This is a genomic window from Malacoplasma muris (assembly GCF_046774425.1).
Taxonomy (GTDB): Bacteria; Bacillota_I; Bacilli_A; order Mycoplasmatales; family Mycoplasmoidaceae; genus Malacoplasma; species Malacoplasma muris.
This window is the reverse complement of sequence record NZ_CP177248.1, coordinates 264,578-282,944: the sequence shown is the minus strand read 5'-3', so window position 1 is coordinate 282,944 and position 18,367 is coordinate 264,578. Positions and strand designations below refer to the sequence as shown.

The following is an 18,367-nucleotide window of genomic DNA, read 5'->3' as shown; positions in this document are numbered from 1 at the left end:
TATACAACAATGATATTATTCCATAATTTTGTAAAAAATAATTAACTAAATTACTGTAAATTAAATAAATAGAGTATTACAATTATTTGCCTATTTATATAAAATAAACAATACTAATACTCTATTTATTTTCACTTTTAATATTTAAATTAATAAAATTTACCAATTAGATATTCAGCAATAGTAGTTGTATTATTATTACCGATTACTTCTTTAGCACTTTCTTTAACAGCTTCAGATGCATTTGCCATAGCAACTGAATTGCTAAAATATTTAATCATACCTAAATCATTATTAGAATCACCAAAAACAAAAACATCATTTTCATCTATTGATAGTTCTTGTAAAATAACCTTAATTGCATTTACTTTATCAGTATTAAGATCATTTGCATCTATAAATATATTTGATGTATTTGTTATTTTACAAATATTATTATTTTCAAGTTCTTTAAATTCTTCTGTTACTAAACTCAAAGGTCTATCTTTTACAATATCAACACCACTATATACTAAAGTTAATTGATAAATTCTTGTTTTTAATAAATACTCTTCTAAATCAGCAAGAGGTTTCCCTGAAAAATCAATTAAATTTGTTGAATATTCTAAAACAAGATCTCCACTATAACTTGTTGAATAAACATAATCTTGTTTTTCTGTAAATCATGTCATTGTACCACCATGATTTCTTAAGTAATTAACAAAATACTTTTTCACAAAATATGGTACTTGTTTTCCAACTACTTTAATCTTTTTTTCTAAAGGATATAAAATAAAAGTACCATTAGATAAAACAACAGGATCTACTAACTTTAATTGGTTAATATAATTAATAGCCATGCTAATACTTCTTCCAGTGGCTATTGAAATACCAAACCCATCATCCTTTAATTTTTCAATAATTTCTAAATTTTCTTTTGCAATTTCGTGATGAGAATTTAACAAAGTCCCATCCAAATCAAAAAATATGTGCTTTTTTCTTTTCATAAAATGCCTTTCTAGTCATTTATAATAATTTTATACAAAAATTAGGATGTTGATGATGAAACTGAAAATTAATCACTTTAATATAAATGTTACAGATTTAAATAAATCAATTTTATTTTATAAAGAAAATCTTGATTTATCTGTTTTAAGAGAAAACAATGACAAAAATGGAGAATATAAAATTGTATATCTTACAGATTCAAAGCAAGATGTAACTATTGAATTAACATGAATAAAATCAAAAATTGGTAAATATAATCTTGGAGATAATGAATTTCACATTGCATTCACAACAGATGATTACCAAAAAACTTATGAAAAGCACAAAAATAATAATGTGATTGTATATGAAAACAAAGAAATGGGTGTGTATTTTATTGCAGATCCTGATGGATATTGAATTGAAATATTTCCAGAAAACTATTATTAATGAAAAATAAAAACATTGAAATAATTAAATTTCAATGTTTGTTTTTTTATTTTCAATTTTTTTATTATTTATTTTATTAAATCCTTTTCACGAAAAGTAAAAAATTGCAAAAGATCCTGGAAAAAATATTAAATACATTACCATTACATACGCTCAAGCTGTTGGATAATCTTTTACATTTGTTGCATTTCCATAAACTGTATAAGTTTCTGGAACAATTACACCATCTATTGTTTCAGTATGTGAACCATATGTGTATGGTATTGTAATTACATATATCATATATATAGTTGGATAAATCATTCCAAGTAATAATAACTTTCAAAATTTTTTAGGTTCTTTATTAGGATTGTAATACATTTCAAAATATCCAAATACAAGAAAATAAATAGGGCATAATATGTGCAATCAAACATTTGAAACAGTATCAACTACATTAGATCCACCATAACCATATGCTCCACCTGATAAACCAACAAGTACAACATTATAACCAATAAATGTAAAAAAGATATAAACCATTATAGATATTAGCAATCCATTACCTTTTAATAATGAATTCTTACTAAAAAAGACATACAAAAAGCAATATATAAATAAAAGTCAATTACTTTGATTTGTAAATCTATCAATAATACCAAACCATATAGTTGATGCATCAGCATCTGGTCCATTTATTGCATTAATAAAATCCCTAATGGTAAAAACATAGGAAATAGCAAAAATAAACAAACCAAAAAAAGCTATTCATTTTGGCACATTAAATTTTTTAAATCATAATAAAAAATTGAATTTTTCTTTAATAGTAGTTTCTTCAAAAGACATTTTATCTATTTCTTTGTTATTCATAATTAAATCCAAAATTTCTATTTCTAAAAATAATATCAAACAAATTGTAATTTCAATAAAAAATCTTAGTTAATTTTTAACTAAGATTCTATCTATAAAAACTATTATTTTATTTTCAAATAGGCTTTTGTAAATTTTCTTTACCTAAATAGTTTTGAATATCTTGGATCAAATTATAGCTATGACATGGGTATTTAACTAAATTAATTGAAATAGAATATGGTGTGTCTGAATATAAATAATCAATTCCACCAACAACTTTTGTTCCACCACTACCATTACCCAATGTATATGTACCTCAATAAATTCCAACAACCTCATTGTTTTCATTTACTACCATTGAACCACTGCTTCCTCCACCTATATCAACTCCATCTACTAGTCCTTGTAGAGCAACATTTCTATATGATGAATAGCCTTGATCAACAAATGGAATTTCATTAGTAATAGCAACATTTGAATATGTTGGATCTACACCACTAATATTTGGCTTATCTATTTTTAAACTTATACCACTTGTTTTACCTGTAATTGAAACATCTGATAATCCAACCCAAATTGGATATTTTGGAGAGCCCAAAATAGGATCATTTGGATTCAAAATAGAATTTGCATATGGAAACCCTGCTATATATAATTTGTTGTAATTTTCTCCTGCACTCTGTGCAAAAACAGTTGGATTAGCATCATAATTTGACAAAAAATTTGAAATAATATCCTGTTGATAACCACTGTTTGAAATAAATCTTGAAAAATCACACTCAATCAAAGCAATATCTACAGTTCCATTATTAATATAGTTATTTCTAATCTTATAAGGATCTTGATATTTTTGACCACTTTTTGGAAAAGCTTGATGTCCAGCATATGCAATTCTTGCACTAGATGTTGGTAGGTAACCAACATAATGAAATCCTCCATTATCATATGACATCAATGATTCTGAAGTCCCTTGTACAAATGTATTATTTAATGATTTTTTACCAACAATACCAATTTCAATTTTTGGATAAGCTAAACCAGTTGATTTTGAATAGTTTTTTCCATCATCAGATGAATAAAATGATTTTTCCTGATTTTGAATAAAAGAAGCAACATGAAGATTAGTTGCAATGTAATAAGAAAAATCTTTAGTTGGATTCTTTGCAAAAATTCAACCAGTTCCATAACCAACAGAATTAGTCTCAGATACAAATTTTAAAGACATACTTCTTTTACTTATTCACTCAATTTGAGAACTTGCATTCATAAATTTATGTAAACTTGAAGCACTCGCAGGTAATTTTGTAGAAAACAAACCACATGATACCATTGTAGGCAGTGTTAAAATAATAGCATCTGCTATTGGTGTTAATAATATTCATTTTTTACAAAATTTAAATTTTTCCATAAAACATCCATAAATATAATTTGTTATTAAATATAAGTTTAGTCAATTAAATATGATTGTTTAATTTATTTTAAAAAACTAGTGTTTAAAATTGGCTACTCAATTTACAATATAAATTGTATTATTCTTTTTTTTCAATGTAAACAGTGGGGGCGGATATGATAAATGTATCAATTTATATATACAAGTTTAATAATTCAAAAACAATAATAGATTCTAGAGACAAATTGATTAATTATTTAAATGATTCATATAATTTTTATAAGACATTTAAAGGTTTTGATTTATTTTTAAAATCTCTTGAAGTTAAAAATAATAAATATGTAATTAATTCAGGAATGTATTATTTAGATCATAAAAACTACTGTAATTTATTTTTAGTTTTTAAAGAACTAGATGATATTTTTTATTATGTACAAGATACTTGTGAAGCTAGAGGGGAACAAATAGTAACAGATATTGATCAAGCTTTGTCCTACCTTAAAAAGGATGAAACTTTAATTTATGTCATAGATAAATTTGAGATTTCAAAAGATGATTGAGAATCAATATATAATGAGTTTTCTAAAACAAAGAATAATAAAATAAAAAATTAAAAAAATACTAACTTATGTAGTTAGTATTTTTGCTCGATTGAAATATGAAGTGCAACACATATTGTAAAATATATGTGCACTTCATTTTTTTGTTTACATAAAATAGACAAAAGAAAAAAGGTGCCCTTATAGTTTTCCATAACAACGAGACACCCACTATGTTATACAACCATTTATCAGAAAAAGAAAGAGCATTAATTGAATTTATGTTCTACCAAGAAAGAAGATCTTTAAATTCAATTGCAAAAGAATTGAATAGACATAGATCTACAATATCAAGAGAATTAAAAAGAAATGAATCTTGTGGAATATATAATTCTAATAATGCTCATAAAAAATATTTAAATAGAAAATGAAATTCTCATGCTTTTTATCTTGATAGATACAAAAGCTTTACAGATCTATTTGTAGATAAATTTAGAAAAATAGATCATGGAGTTGAAGCAACTTGTCATTATATTAAAAAAAAAATTATCCTTGTGTCAAAACACCAAGTTCTAGACAGGTTTTTTAATTGAATAAAATCCAATAGATGAAAATTAAAAAGATCAGATAGACTCAGAAAAGGATATGTAAAAGGAAGAAAAAGACATAAAGGTATGTTTTCTAAATTTGATGAAAAATATGTATTTCCTTTTTGAGCTAGACCTTCTAAAATAGAAAAAAGAGAAGAGTATGGACATTTTGAAGCAGATTTAATTATTGGAAAAAGAAAAGCTGGATATAGTAATTTGCTAACTCTAGTAGAAAGAGTTACAAGAATGACATATATTATTAAAGTCAAAAATAAAAATTCTTTTACAATAAATTCAACAATTAAAAAACTAGTTGAACAAAATAATTTAAAAGTAAAAACAATCACAATAGATAATGGAATTGAGTTTAATAAAATAGGAATCCTTGCCTATTGATTAAATTGCAAAATTTATTATTGTGAACCATATGCTTCATTTCAAAGAGGAAGCAATGAAAATGCTAATGGTATTATTAGAAGATTTTATAAAAAAGGAACAGACTTTGATTTATTAACAGATGATGATGTAGTTAGACTACAAAATAGGATAAACTTCATGCCAAGAAAAATGTTTGATTTTAAATCAAGTTATGAAATAAATAAACATTATATAGAAAGGTAATAAAAACTCATAACCATTTTATTGGCTATGAGTTATAAGTTGTGCTATTATGATGTTGCACTTCATATTTCATTCAGGGAAAAATACTAACTTATGTAGTTAGTATTTTTTTATTCTTATTAAATTTACTATCATGATCAAATATTGTAGGAATAGTCATAAATAAAGCAAAAACTATAAGAACAATAATTGTCATAATTCTTCCAACTAATACACTTGTTTCGATAGTTTCAAAATTAACTAATAATATTAAATCTACAAATGGTGCAATTATCTGCACAATTAATCCAATAGATACAATAAGACTTGAAACAATTGCTGAAGGTATAAATAATTTTGATTTAACAACATTAATTTTATTTGTTTTTCTATTTCACAAACAACCTATTATTGCAAAAACAATGAATGCAAATGCTAATATAGCAGTTCAATTTGCCATTAAATCAGCAAAAGAAATTAATTTATTCATACTATTATATTTTAAAGAATGACTTTTTAAAATTGAAACCATGTTATCAAAATCATTTTTATTATCAAAAAGATAATTTCCAACACTATCTGTTGGAGTATTTCCTAAATTTGGAAATTTATCATATGCAGAAATTGAGATGATTGCTTCAAGATTATTTTTATTATCAAGTATATCGATGTATCTTAAACCTATATTTTGATTATATAAACCATTTTCAACATATCCAAGACCACCAATAATAGAGAAAATAATAATTATTGGAACAGTAATAACAAGAACATATAGCATTCCAATAATTGGTCTTGAAGGATTTAGTTTATTTACATATTTATAATAAAATGGTAATTCTCCAAGTTTAATTAAGTCTTCTGTAAACCTTGTAGATCACATTGCAAAACTATTAACAATGCCCAACACACCAATAAATATTAAAAAATTTACAACACCAAAAATCCATTGCACTTTTTTTTCAATTAAAAATTCTTGAAAATCATAAAAGCTTCCTTTATTTGTTGCAATAGACATTGAAATAGCAATAATTAAATAAATTATTGTAACAATTATTAAACCAACAACTAATGCCAATGGTGTTTTCTTTGGTTCTTTCATTTCAGATTGCAATCCTGCAGAATAATAAAAACCATCATAAGCAAAGAAAACAGCAGAAAATGACATAAACATACCAATTCCTGGCGAAAGAGCAACAAAAGACTTAAAGTTAGTTGAAGATGGCGCAATATTAACTTTAGGGCCTTCTAATCCTGATATAACAAATCCTAAAATTATTACAATAATTAATGGAAAAAATTTAACTGATGTTATTATTCAATTTTGAATATTTCCAGCACGTGATGATAAACCTGAAGTTAATATAAACCATAATGAAATGACTATACAGATTATCATTCAAATAGCTCAATCATTTTGGGTACCAAAATTATTTGCTCCACCAAAACCAGTAATTGAATCTTGTAATGCTAATATTGCATAAAATGGAATAAAAAAGAATGTTAATGGAAGGTATAAATAAAACATAAAATTTTTACACATTTTATATATAAATCTATTGTTAAATGTCTTATTTCAACCTATTAAAGATAAGTTATCATTTTTACCACTAGTAATTTCAACTAAAGATAATCCCATTGCAACAACAGCAATAGCTGAAACTAGTCATGAAACAATTGCTAATGGGAATGAACCACCAACATTTTCTAATATTGAACTGGCTTTAAAAAAAATACCACTACCAATACTTGACCCAATAACTATAAATATTGCTGATAAAAAACTAATCTTTTTTTTATTAATATTTTGTTTAATGCTTTCCCTTTTAACTTCCAATGATGAAATATTGGTTTGTTCTTCTATTCTATTCATAATGTCCCTATTATACTATTATTAATTTTTAAAGTACATAAAAATGCTCTTAATAAATTAATTCATCTATTAAGAACTTCTATATTTTTATCTAATATTCATAGTCAATATTTTCTTTGTTCATTTTTCTATTTCTTAAATAAACAAAAAGAGCTTTTGATATTTCATGTATCATTAAAACAAATCCAGCTCCCATAATAATATGTGGAATTGCAGTTGCAAAACTTGGTATTGTTTTATATGGAATAGTATCAACAATTTGAAAAGTATAATAAAACTTTTGAGTTTCAATCATTTGCCCATTCTCATTTGTATATTCAATATTTTTTACTAATATATAATTAATATTTAATACCCAATCAATTCCTCTTATCATCATAAAAACAATAACAAGAAATAATCCAATATTATAAATTGCAAAACTTGCAATAAATCACTTTCTTCTTTGTGATATCAAAAAGCATTTTTCCAAACAAATAAATATCATATGCATAACAAAACCCAATAGTAATGTATGTGTATGCAAAACAGATAATTGCGTAGAATAAAAATGTGGATTAGCAACATATATTTTAGGATTAAATACACTATACTTGCCAATTAATTCACCTGTTTGATTATTAAAAGTTGCAGTTCCTCCAAATAAAAAGAAAAAATCATAAAAAATTCCAAGTAACAAACCAAGCAATAGTCATATTGCTCCAGCTATTAATAATCATGCAATAGGTTTTGATAAAAGTTCTTTTTTTAGCTTTTTATCACAACTTCTATTTTTATTAAAAAGCATACTTTTTCCTTTGTATATTATCATTAGTTTTTAACTAACAATAGTATTTTAAAATAAAAAAAACATAATTATTAAAATTATGTTCATTTAAAACTAGGTAATTCATTTGTTTTATTAATTAGGATTTTATTGTCATCAAGAGTTTTAAAAGTTAATGCAAATTTTTTGTTATTGTTATAAAACAATATAAAAAATAAATTTGGCATACTTGAAAAATAATTATAAGAAATGTTTGTTATATTCTTTTCATCAAGTATATCATCAACAAATTTAACAACTAGAATTATGTTATCATTTGATCTTTTAAGGTTATCTTTATAGACTATTACATCATAACTCATTTCAAAACCATTATCTGCTTTATATATTTGTTTAATATCTATGCAGCTTGGTTTAATATCTTTATCTACAAGCAAATCAATTATATGCATTAATCTTGATTTGTCTTTATAACCTTTAGAAATCTTCATTAAATCACGTTTAAAATTTTTTTCATCTTTTTCTAATTTCATATAAATCCTACTTTTCAAAGTGTTCATCAATATATTTTTTAGCATGCACAGCAGCTATAGTACCATCATTAATTGCAGTTGATATTTGTCTTATATTTTTATTAACTACATCTCCAACACAATATAGTCCAACAATTTTAGTTTGAAAATTACTATCAACATCTACAAAACCATTATTTTCATTTTTAATATTTAATTTCTCAAAAAAATTATTAACAGGTAAAAATCCAATAAAAGGGAAAACACAATCAATTGATATTTTGCCTTGTTTTTTATCAATTACATTTTCATATGTTAGTCCTGTAATTTTTTTGCCATCTCCATCAAAACTTAATGGAACAGCATCTAATATCAATTGAATATTTTTATGTTGTTTAACTTTTGAAATTATAACTTCTTCAGCTCTAAAACCTTGTCTTCTATGAATAAGATAAACCTTACTACAAATGTCTGCAAGATATAAAGATTCTTCTAATGCAGTATTTCCACCACCTATTACTGCAACTGGCTTATTTTTATAAATTGCAGCATCACAAATAGCACAATAACTTACACCTTTACCATAATATTCAATTTCCCCTGGAATATTCAATTTTCTCTCTGTCATACCAGAAGCTATTATTACTACTTTTGAATATCTAACCATTCCATCAGATGTAGTTACATGAAAAATTTCATTTAATTTAGAAATATTTGTTACTTCTCCATATATAAATTTTGCTCCAATTGAACTTGCTTGTTGAAAGAAATTTAAAGCAAGATCTGGACCTGAAACAGTTTTAAAACCAGGATAATTTTCTACAACACTAGTTTTAACAACTTTACCACCAGGTGTATCTTTTTCAAAAAATGCTACTTTTAAATTAGCTCTTTGTGCATATAGCGCTGCTGTTAAACCTGCAGGACCAGCACCTATAATTAATACATCAAAAAAGTGTGGATTATTAATATAATTTGTATCTATTCTCATAATATTTAACCTTATTTAACCTTCTCTATAATATAACATTTCTTCTTTAGTTCTGTAAAAACTTACTGGTTTATTATAACCATAATTCTTTTTAAGAACTTGGTTATCTCTAATCTCTTTTTTAAATTGTAAAAAGAAATAAAATCTAGCTTTTACTCATAACATTCATAAAAATTTATAATCTCTATGTTTTGAAAAAACTAAGTGATTTAATATCAATAATGAAATAGCAACTACTATATACAATACAGATGTAACAATACTTGTTACAAACATAAATTGTTGATCTCTTAAAGGCTCCATAGAAAGTCTTAGAATACCATAAAATAAGAAATACAAAATAGCTAAATCTCCACATTTTTTAAATTTAATAAATTCACATCCAACATATAAGAAGATAAAAATTCAAAAATTGAAAAATGATTCATATAAAAACAGTGGTTGTCTAAAAGAACCATTAATAAACATTCCTTGATAAACTAAAGGCATAGAATTTTTTAATCAAGCCATAGATGTTTCTGGATTTGATACAATAGCACCATATAATTCTTGATTAGCAAAGTTACCTCATCTACCAATTATTTGTCCAACAAGAATACATGGAACAATTGCATCAGCATAAACTCACATTGATACCCTTCTAACATAAGTTGTGCTTGTATTGTTTTGACTATTTATTTTTGTTTTATTGTCTATTGATTTTGATAAATCATTTTTAAAAGTGTCATTAGACATAGTAGTAACTTGATAAACAGGACGTTTTAGTATTAATGGAAATCAAATACAAGCTGAAATTACACAACAAACAACTCCACCTTGAATAGCAAGACCACCTTGTCTAAAGTTTCAAAAATCAGCAAAAAAATTAGTTGTAACAGTTGCATCACCTATAATAAAGGACCATGTTCTAGCACCTAATATTGATACTGGTATTCCAATAAAACAAAAGTAAATAAAAGGATCTACTGATACTTTATATCAAAATTTAAGCTTCAAACTTGCAGCTAAAATTGCAAACATAAAACCTATAGTCATTAAAATACCATATCATGCGATTTCAAAATCGCCAATTTTAAATGCAATTTTGTCTGGTGCTCAATTCATCAAAAAGTTAAATATTGCATTCATTGTTACTTTATCTCCTTAGATTTTTGAATAAATTCATTAAAAGAATTATATCCTGATTGAATTAATTTAAGATTTGCAACAATAACTTCAATTAAATCACTAATTTTTTTACCACTAGTTACTGGCACAAGATAATATGGAATCTTTATACCATGAATTTCTTTATATTGTAAATCTTTACCTAATCTTTCAAAATTATGAATATTAGGTTTAAATTCTACCAATTCAATTATCACATCAATATGTGTAGATTCTTTTATTTTTTCAATTCCAAATAATCTAGCAACATCAATTATCCCAAGTCCTCTAACTTCCATAAATCCTTTAGCAATAGGAGAAGGGCTACCCATCACTTTATCAAAAATCTTTTTACATTCAATAGCATCATCTGCAATAAATAAATGTCCATCCTTAACAAGTTCTATTGTTGTTTCTGATTTACCCATTCCAGATTCACCAATAATCATAACACCTTGACCATAAATCTCTAATAAATTACCATGAATAGTTATAGATTTAGATAAACTCTCTGAAAGAAATAAATTAATTCTAGTATTAATATCAGACGAGGACAAACTAGTAGAAATAATTGTTATGTTGTAAATAGTAGCAAGATTAATTAATCAATGAGTTGGGGCAAATGATCGCGACAATATAACAACAGGTGGTGCCAACTTAAAGATATTTTCAACTTTTTTAATTTTAGTATTTAAATCAAAAGTTTCAAGATAATTAAACTCTTCTTTCCCTCACAGTATACAAGCATTAATTGTTTCTAAGCTAAAATATCCAGACAACTCTAATCCTGTTCTTGTCATTCTAGTAGATTTAATTTCTTTTTCAAAACCAACATGCTCAACTTTAAAATCAAATTTATCAATTATATTTTTTCAATTCATATTTATTCCAATCAACTAAACAAAATAAAATAATCCAATAGCAATTGCAACTAATATTGCTGGGAATATTTGACTAGCCCCATTACTTGTACCAACATTAAATGGAATTACTCCAACTAACATTAAAACACCTATTATAAATACTGCTATTAATATCAAAATCATTCCAAAAACACCTAATAGTTTTAGTAATCGAACTTTTCCATGATCTTCTTTGATAATCTTTTTCACTCTTGAGTAGACAGGAATTCTAAATTCTGCAAAGAATTTTTTAAATCTTATATTGATAGGTTCTTTTTCCAATTTATTGTTTTTTTCTTTTTCTTCTATTTCTAATTGCTTTTTCTCTTCTTCTTTCAATTCTTTATAAGTATTAATTCATTCTTCTAATTCTTCAAATTTACCTTGATCAATAAAATTGTTTATTTCCTCAACCTTTGATATTGCATACTGCTTTTTTGCTTTATTGAATCTATAAGATTTTTCAATTTCAATTTCTAGTTCATTAATTGCTTGTTTTGCTTGATTTATTAGATTAGCCTCTTTTTGCTTTCTTTTTAATTCAGCTTCTTTATTTTTATCATTTTGTTTTTTTTGATTAGAATTTTTTTTCTGATTTTTTTGACCTTTTTTAATATTATTTAAATTAACTTTTGCCATATTGATAGTTCCATTTTAAAAAAGTAATATCTAATATTATATGCTAAACAAAATAATATTAAGAATGAAAATTAACAGTTAGTAAAATTTAAAATTTTATCTTGCAATAAACTTTCTACATAGATTAATTTTAGTGATATTATTAAGATTAATTAGAGTTACTTAATCAATACTAAAATTATTAAATATAAGGTTTAATTATAATTTTTAAAAATAGAATAGTGGTAAAATGTTATTTAGATTACAAAGAGGAAGTCTATGAATATAAACAAACAAATAAATAATGCATGTGCTCAAGTTTTACTTAAAGCAATAAAAAAAATTGATTCAAATGCTTTAATTTACACATCATTCATTAATGAAAATGGTTTTTATGCTGACTTTTTATTTCCTAATAAATTATCTTCAAATGATTTTAAAATCATTGAAAAAGAAATGAAAAAGATCATTGCTTCTGGAAATAAAATAGAAATTATTCCCCAATTTAAATCAGGTTTAAATAAATATCAAAAATATTTATTGAATCATGATAAAAACATTCAATATATTAAAATTGGTGATGATTTCAAAAATATTATTAATGACGAAATTGCTTCTAATGTTAATAAAATTAAATTTTTTGAATTAACTAATATTGGTGGAATCTACTGACAAAATAATGTTAAAAAAGAACAACTTATTAGAATTTATGGTGTAGCTTTTGATCAAAAAGAAGATTATGAAGAATGAAAAATTTTCTTGCAAAATCAAAAAGAAAGTGATCATAGAAAAATTGGACAAGAAATGGAAATTTTTACATTTGATAATAGTGTAGGGCAAGGTCTTCCAATATGATTACCAAATGGTGAAACAATTAAAAATCAAATAAAAAATTTTCTATTTAAAATATTCAACCAAGAACACTTTTTCTTTTTAGACACACCAGTTTTAGGAAGTAAAAAATTATATGAAATTTCAGGGCATTGAGATCATTATAAAGAAAATAATTTTCCACCAATTGTAATAGATAATGAAACATTCATATTAAGACCTATGACTTGTCCACACCATATGATGGTTTATAAACAAAAACCACATTCATACCGTGAATTACCAATTTATTATTGTGAAAATTCAAAATTACATAGATATGAGTCATCAGGTGGTTTAATTGGTTTAGAACGTGTTAGATATATGGAATTGTTTGATTGTCATATAATTTGTAAAGCAGATCAAATAGAAGAAGTTGTAAAAAAACTTGATGGCATTTTAAGAACTGTTCATGAAAAATTACAAATTAAAATTGATCAAGTTGATTTATCATTACACGATAAGAATGACAAAGAAAAATATCATGATGATCCAAAAATGTGAGAAAAAGCTGAATCTCAATTAAGAAATATTTTAAAGCAATTAAAATATAATGCTGTTGAGATGGAAGGGGAAGCAGCATTTTATGGACCTAAAATTGATTATCAAGCAAAATCTAATTTAGGAAAGATGATTACTATTTCAACAATTCAATTAGACTTTTTATTACCAAAAAAATTTGAATTAGAATATTTAGATGAAAATCTTAAGAAACAAAGACCTGTATTAATACATTTTGGTGTTATTGGAACATATGAAAGATTTATTGCAACAATTTTAAGTCAAACAAAAGGTATATTACCTTTTTGATTATTCCCAGTGCAAGTAGCATTAATTCCAATAAATAATGAATATCACTTAGAATATGCTGAAATAGTTTATAAAAAACTAAAAGATTATGGATTAAGAGTTAAACTTGATGATTCAAATGAAAGATTATCAAAAAAAATTAGAGATGCTCAAATTTCAAAGATTCCATATCAAATCATTATTGGTGATAGTGAAAGAGATAATAAAAATATTTCATTTAGAAAATATGGTGAAAATGAATCTACAACTAAAACTATTGATGAATTTTTAAAAATGCTGAAATTGTAATTTAATTACTAATAAAAAAGAAATATATTCACAAATTATTATGTGTCTATATTTCTTTTTTTTATATTACTATAATTATTTTTTATTGTTCTTTGTAGATTTTAAATATCTTATAATTATTATAGAAATTGTCAATAATACAATAACTGATACACACACTATTATGGAAATAATAAGAATTTGTTGTTTTCTTATTTGATTACTATGACTTAATGAACCATTATTATTTTGCATTTTAACTTCTAAAGATAATATTTCTTTTGATGTCGCTCCAACATAATTACTTGTTTCATCAACATATGCTTGCACCTGTCAAACACCAGATTCTGTTGGATAATTTGTTAAAACATTTGATACATTATCCTTTTTTCAGTATTTGTACTGTACAAATCCAAAAGTTGCTTTAGCAGTAGGCACATTATTTTCAATTTTAAACTCAATTATTTCATTAGTAGTAGCTTTTGTTATAGTGAAATTTATTTCTTTTGCTCCTACATAATTTCCTTGACCTGTAATAGTTAATTTTGCAGTACCTGCATTAATATTATTTTGACAAGATACTTTATAATCATTATTTAAAGATAATGTAGTAGTATTATCTTTAACTGTAGTTAATGGTATTATTTCATTACCATTATATACATAATTAGCTTGGTCAAGTGTAACTGTTGTAGTAGAAATATCTTTTATAGTAGGATTTGCTGATACTGTTATTTGTAAAACACTACTAGATTCTACACCATTATAACTACTGTTATCTTCAACATAGGCTTTAACATAATAAGTACCACTTGTTGTTGGATACTCAGTCAATACATTTGATGTAAAATTTTGATCTGTACAATATTTAAATTTTACAACTCCATACTTTGATGTTGCACTTGGTCTATTGTTAGAAACTTCAAAATTAGTTATTTCATTATCTGTAGCCTTAGCTATTTGAAAAGTTAATCTTTGACTACCTTTATATTTTCCCTTCCCTGTAACAATTATTGTTGCAGTTCCAGCTTCAATGTTGTTTTCGTATGATAATACATAATCTCTTCCTTCAGATGCAATATATGTACCCAAACTATCTGTTTCACGTACATCTACTTTAGGAGTTTTAGGTTGACCATTATAAACCCAACTTGATCCTGAAATTTTAATAGTACAGTTTGCTATATCATATGTTAGATTACTACCTGAGCCCTTAAAAGATGTTGTTTCAATATTTGAATTTAATAAAAAATTATTGTTATTAGATACAATTGTTGCTCCCACATATCCTGCAGAAGACAATACAAATAATGAAGTCAAACCATAAAATGATTTCTTTAGCATTTTCTTTTTCATAATATTCACCCAATCAAATATATTTTAGTGCTTAATTTTACTTTTTTAATATATTTAAGTCAATAAAGTTTAATTTTTAAAAATTATTAATCACATCTAGATTATTAATCAATAGATATTTTAATAATTGGTAAAAGAGTTTTTAACAAAACTATATCACTATAATCAAGATTAACTTCACTACAATCTATTCCAAATACACAAATACTGCCATCATGTAATTCTATTGGTTCATAATGACATTTTGATGAAATAAGAGTTTGAGTGTTTTTTCCAGAAGGTTTATTATTTTTTACTGTTCATTCAATAATGATTTTTTCATTTTCATCATCAAATGGTGTTTCTTTATTTTTTTGTAATTTAGCAATAAATTTTTTTGATTTACTATCTGATGAAATATATAACATACATGATCTTTTTAAAAGTTTACCAACAGTTTGAACAATTACTTCGCATTTTTTAGAATTGTTATTTTGATTAGCTAAATTTGAACTTAACAAAACCATTGATGATATTGTGTGATTATTTTTTTCACTCTTATTGATAATTCTAATATAGTGAATAACAAAAGCACTATAAAATATTCCCATGAAAAATAATATAAAAAAATTTAATGCCATATATCAAGCATCTAATATTATTTGAGCAATAAATATGTAACCTAAAGATCCAGCTAAAGCCATTAAAATACTATATAAAGGATTTTTAGATTTGTAACTTATTATTAACATTGATGTTAAATAAAACAATACACACAACACATTAAAATAATTACTCTTCAAAAAGAAAAATAATATACACAAAAGTGGAATTAATACAACTAATTTAATAGTAGATATTCAGTCAAATTTTAATCATCTTGAAAAATTTATTTGAGTTCTTTTTGTTATTACTTTAGATTTTGTATATGGAATAATTGATATTTGTATTTCAGGTAATAAAGATATTATTTGATTTTCAATTCCTTTTTTTAAAGATCTTGATCATGATTTACCTATAACTATATTTGTGATTTTGTTTATCTTCACATAATTTGCCACAATTTCTGCAACATTATCACCATGCATAATAACCATTTGTCCACCTAATCTTTCAACAAGATTAATATTTTTTTCTAATGTTTTTTTATCTTTTTCTCTATCACTAAATTGTTCAACATATAATGCTGTAAAATGACTATAATTATTTGCAGCCATTCTTGAAGCAATTCTAATATTTTTCTCAGAAGAAGGTGATCCAGTAATCAAAACCATTATTTCAGATTTTACTTTATTATTATTTTCCTCTTTTTGAATTTTTTCAATACTTTGTACCATTGATATTTCACGAAGATAACTTAAATTTTTTATTGTAAAAAAATTAGTAAGTGATAAATCAATTTTTGATTTAGGATAGATTTTACCATCCTTTAATCTTTCTATTAAATCCTCCGGGTCAATATCAATCAATTCTATTTTTGTTTTATCATCAAAAATACTATCTGGAACAGTTTCATAAACTTTACTTTGTATTTTGTCTTTTATTAAATCATTAATACTTTCAATGTGTTGGACATTTAATGTAGTAATAACATTAATTCCTGCATTCAATAATTCTAGTACATCCAAATATCTTTTATCATTTCTAGAACCAGGAACATTTGTATGAGCAAGTTCATCAATTAAAATTATTTCAGACCTTCTTTTTAAGGCTTCATCAATATTAAATTCATTAAATTTCTTACCTTTATATGTTATTTTTTTCAACTTTAAAGTTTCTAAACCTTTTAACAATTTTGCTGTATCAGGTCTTTGATGTGGTTCATAATATCCTACAATAACATCAAAACCCTCTTTTTTTAATTGATGTGCTTTTTGTAACATTGAATAAGTTTTACCTACTCCTGCAGAATATCCAAAAAATATTCTTAATTCTCCCCTTTGTTTTCTATACATATTATTCCTATAAAACTTTATATCCATCAAGTTCTAAATTAACTTTTAAAATATTTACTACATCTTCTCCATATAAGACAAATTTTGAAGTAGTGAACTTATCAATCAATTTTTCAACTGTTTGCTCTGATAAAATACTAGAATTTTCAACTAAAGAACTATATTGTTTATTAGTATTAGGATTTATTCCATTAGATAAAATTAGTTCATTTCTTTTTTCTACTATCATTTTAATTTGTCATTTAGCAGCGCTTATTGATATATGGGGGTCTAATCCACTAGCACTTGGACTTAGTAATTCTTGAGGTATTACAATTGGATCAATATATGTATTTGGTTTTTTATTATTCACTTCTTTTATTATTTCATTAATGTTTTTTTGCTGATAGTCAACACTATTATTAAATTCATCAGAATTTATTGATGCAGAAAAATTTGGTCTACCAAATAAATATGTTCCATTTATTTGTTTATTTTTTTCGCTATAAAAAGTTTGCCCAATTAACTCACTACCAAATATTTTTTTAGTTCCATCAGCTAAAGTTATTTCTATTTTAGATCCATTTGCCTGATAAGGCATAGTTGCTTGAGCTGTTATTGTGACAATTGTAGGATAAATAACTCCACACATAATCCCTAATACACAAATACTAATTAGAGGAATTCTAAATTCTTTTAAAAATCTAATAAAACCATTTGATGACACATTTAGATCTTTAATACTAGCTTCTTCTAATGTTTTTGATTTATTAACTATAGGTTTTGTAGACAAATTCTTTTTAAATCAATTGGTAGGATTAATTCAATAAATTAAAGCATTAAAAAATTCTTTAAAAAAGACCATAATTTTAGTTGTTTGTTTTTGTTTATCATCAATTATTTCAACTTCAGTCACTTCAATATTTGATGTGTTGTTTTTTGATTTTTTGTTTTTAATATTACTTTTATCACTCATA

At 24.4% G+C, this 18,367-nt stretch carries 17 protein-coding genes; 4 read left to right on the top strand and 13 right to left on the bottom strand.

The annotated features are described in order from the left end of the window. Window positions 1–149 precede the first annotated feature (149 nt). A complete protein-coding gene (locus ACLFO7_RS01205; RefSeq protein ID WP_412032530.1) occupies window positions 150–986 on the bottom strand; it encodes an HAD family hydrolase in 837 nt (278 codons plus the stop codon). Window positions 987–1,041: 55 nt separating this feature from the next. Here ACLFO7_RS01205 and ACLFO7_RS01200 point away from each other — a divergent pair, with 55 nt between their 5' ends. Continuing rightward, window positions 1,042–1,416, top strand: a complete 375-nt coding sequence (locus tag ACLFO7_RS01200) for a VOC family protein (protein ID WP_412032529.1) — start codon at window positions 1,042–1,044, stop codon at window positions 1,414–1,416. 24 nt (window positions 1,417–1,440) lie between these two features. On the opposite strand, the gene ACLFO7_RS01195 is transcribed toward ACLFO7_RS01200, so the two are convergent. Continuing rightward, window positions 1,441–2,265 (bottom strand): DUF1600 domain-containing protein, encoded by an 825-nt coding sequence (locus ACLFO7_RS01195; RefSeq protein ID WP_412032528.1) that lies wholly within the window; start codon window positions 2,263–2,265, stop codon window positions 1,441–1,443. A 109-nt stretch (window positions 2,266–2,374) separates the two neighbouring features. After that, a complete protein-coding gene (locus tag ACLFO7_RS01190) occupies window positions 2,375–3,655 on the bottom strand; it encodes a DUF31 family putative serine protease (RefSeq protein ID WP_412032527.1) in 1,281 nt (426 codons plus the stop codon). Between the two features lie 158 nt (window positions 3,656–3,813). Between ACLFO7_RS01190 and ACLFO7_RS01185 the strand changes: the two genes are divergently transcribed. Together ACLFO7_RS01185 and ACLFO7_RS01180 are read left to right on the top strand one after the other, a co-directional pair. Next, on the top strand, window positions 3,814–4,251 hold the full coding sequence (locus ACLFO7_RS01185; RefSeq protein ID WP_412032526.1) for a hypothetical protein: 438 nt from the start codon (window positions 3,814–3,816) through the stop codon (window positions 4,249–4,251). 158 nt (window positions 4,252–4,409) lie between these two features. Beyond that, the gene (locus tag ACLFO7_RS01180; RefSeq protein ID WP_412032525.1) at window positions 4,410–5,387 is read left to right on the top strand and encodes an IS30 family transposase; all 978 of its coding nucleotides are present in this window, start codon (window positions 4,410–4,412) and stop codon (window positions 5,385–5,387) included. Window positions 5,388–5,478: 91 nt separating this feature from the next. Here the strand turns inward: ACLFO7_RS01180 and ACLFO7_RS01175 are convergent, their stop codons facing one another. The 7 genes from ACLFO7_RS01175 to ACLFO7_RS01145 all read right to left on the bottom strand — a co-directional run bounded on the left by ACLFO7_RS01175 (window position 5,479) and on the right by ACLFO7_RS01145 (window position 12,195). Beyond that, window positions 5,479–7,239: an APC family permease gene (locus tag ACLFO7_RS01175; RefSeq protein WP_412032524.1), complete on the bottom strand. Its 1,761-nt coding sequence runs from the start codon at window positions 7,237–7,239 to the stop codon at window positions 5,479–5,481. Between the two features lie 91 nt (window positions 7,240–7,330). Then, the gene (locus tag ACLFO7_RS01170) at window positions 7,331–8,026 is read right to left on the bottom strand and encodes a DUF2871 family protein (protein ID WP_412032523.1); all 696 of its coding nucleotides are present in this window, start codon (window positions 8,024–8,026) and stop codon (window positions 7,331–7,333) included. Window positions 8,027–8,103: 77 nt separating this feature from the next. Further along, entirely contained in the window at window positions 8,104–8,538 is a 435-nt protein-coding gene (locus tag ACLFO7_RS01165) for a hypothetical protein (protein WP_412032522.1), read from the bottom strand. Window positions 8,539–8,545: 7 nt separating this feature from the next. Next, window positions 8,546–9,508, bottom strand: coding sequence for a thioredoxin-disulfide reductase (gene trxB, locus ACLFO7_RS01160; protein ID WP_412032521.1), 963 nt, complete (start codon window positions 9,506–9,508; stop codon window positions 8,546–8,548). A 15-nt stretch (window positions 9,509–9,523) separates the two neighbouring features. Next, window positions 9,524–10,636: a prolipoprotein diacylglyceryl transferase gene (lgt, locus tag ACLFO7_RS01155; RefSeq protein ID WP_412032520.1), complete on the bottom strand. Its 1,113-nt coding sequence runs from the start codon at window positions 10,634–10,636 to the stop codon at window positions 9,524–9,526. A gap of 2 nt (window positions 10,637–10,638) precedes the next feature. Then, window positions 10,639–11,535 carry an HPr(Ser) kinase/phosphatase gene (gene hprK / locus ACLFO7_RS01150; RefSeq protein WP_412032519.1) on the bottom strand — a complete coding sequence of 299 codons (897 nt, stop codon included), beginning with the start codon at window positions 11,533–11,535 and terminating at the stop codon, window positions 10,639–10,641. A 15-nt stretch (window positions 11,536–11,550) separates the two neighbouring features. Further along, window positions 11,551–12,195 (bottom strand): hypothetical protein, encoded by a 645-nt coding sequence (locus ACLFO7_RS01145; protein WP_412032518.1) that lies wholly within the window; start codon window positions 12,193–12,195, stop codon window positions 11,551–11,553. 258 nt (window positions 12,196–12,453) lie between these two features. On the opposite strand from ACLFO7_RS01145, the gene thrS reads away from it, so the two are divergent. After that, a complete protein-coding gene (thrS, locus tag ACLFO7_RS01140; RefSeq protein ID WP_412032517.1) occupies window positions 12,454–14,142 on the top strand; it encodes a threonine--tRNA ligase in 1,689 nt (562 codons plus the stop codon). 75 nt (window positions 14,143–14,217) lie between these two features. Here thrS and ACLFO7_RS01135 read toward each other — a convergent pair whose 3' ends face one another. The 3 genes from ACLFO7_RS01135 to ACLFO7_RS01125 form a co-directional block, all read right to left on the bottom strand. Further along, entirely contained in the window at window positions 14,218–15,477 is a 1,260-nt protein-coding gene (locus tag ACLFO7_RS01135; RefSeq protein ID WP_412032516.1) for a hypothetical protein, read from the bottom strand. A 104-nt stretch (window positions 15,478–15,581) separates the two neighbouring features. Next, window positions 15,582–17,411, bottom strand: a complete 1,830-nt coding sequence (locus ACLFO7_RS01130) for a hypothetical protein (protein ID WP_412032515.1) — start codon at window positions 17,409–17,411, stop codon at window positions 15,582–15,584. A 7-nt stretch (window positions 17,412–17,418) separates the two neighbouring features. After that, window positions 17,419–18,366, bottom strand: coding sequence for a potassium-transporting ATPase subunit C (locus ACLFO7_RS01125; protein WP_412032514.1), 948 nt, complete (start codon window positions 18,364–18,366; stop codon window positions 17,419–17,421). Between the last annotated feature and the right edge of the window lies 1 nt (window position 18,367).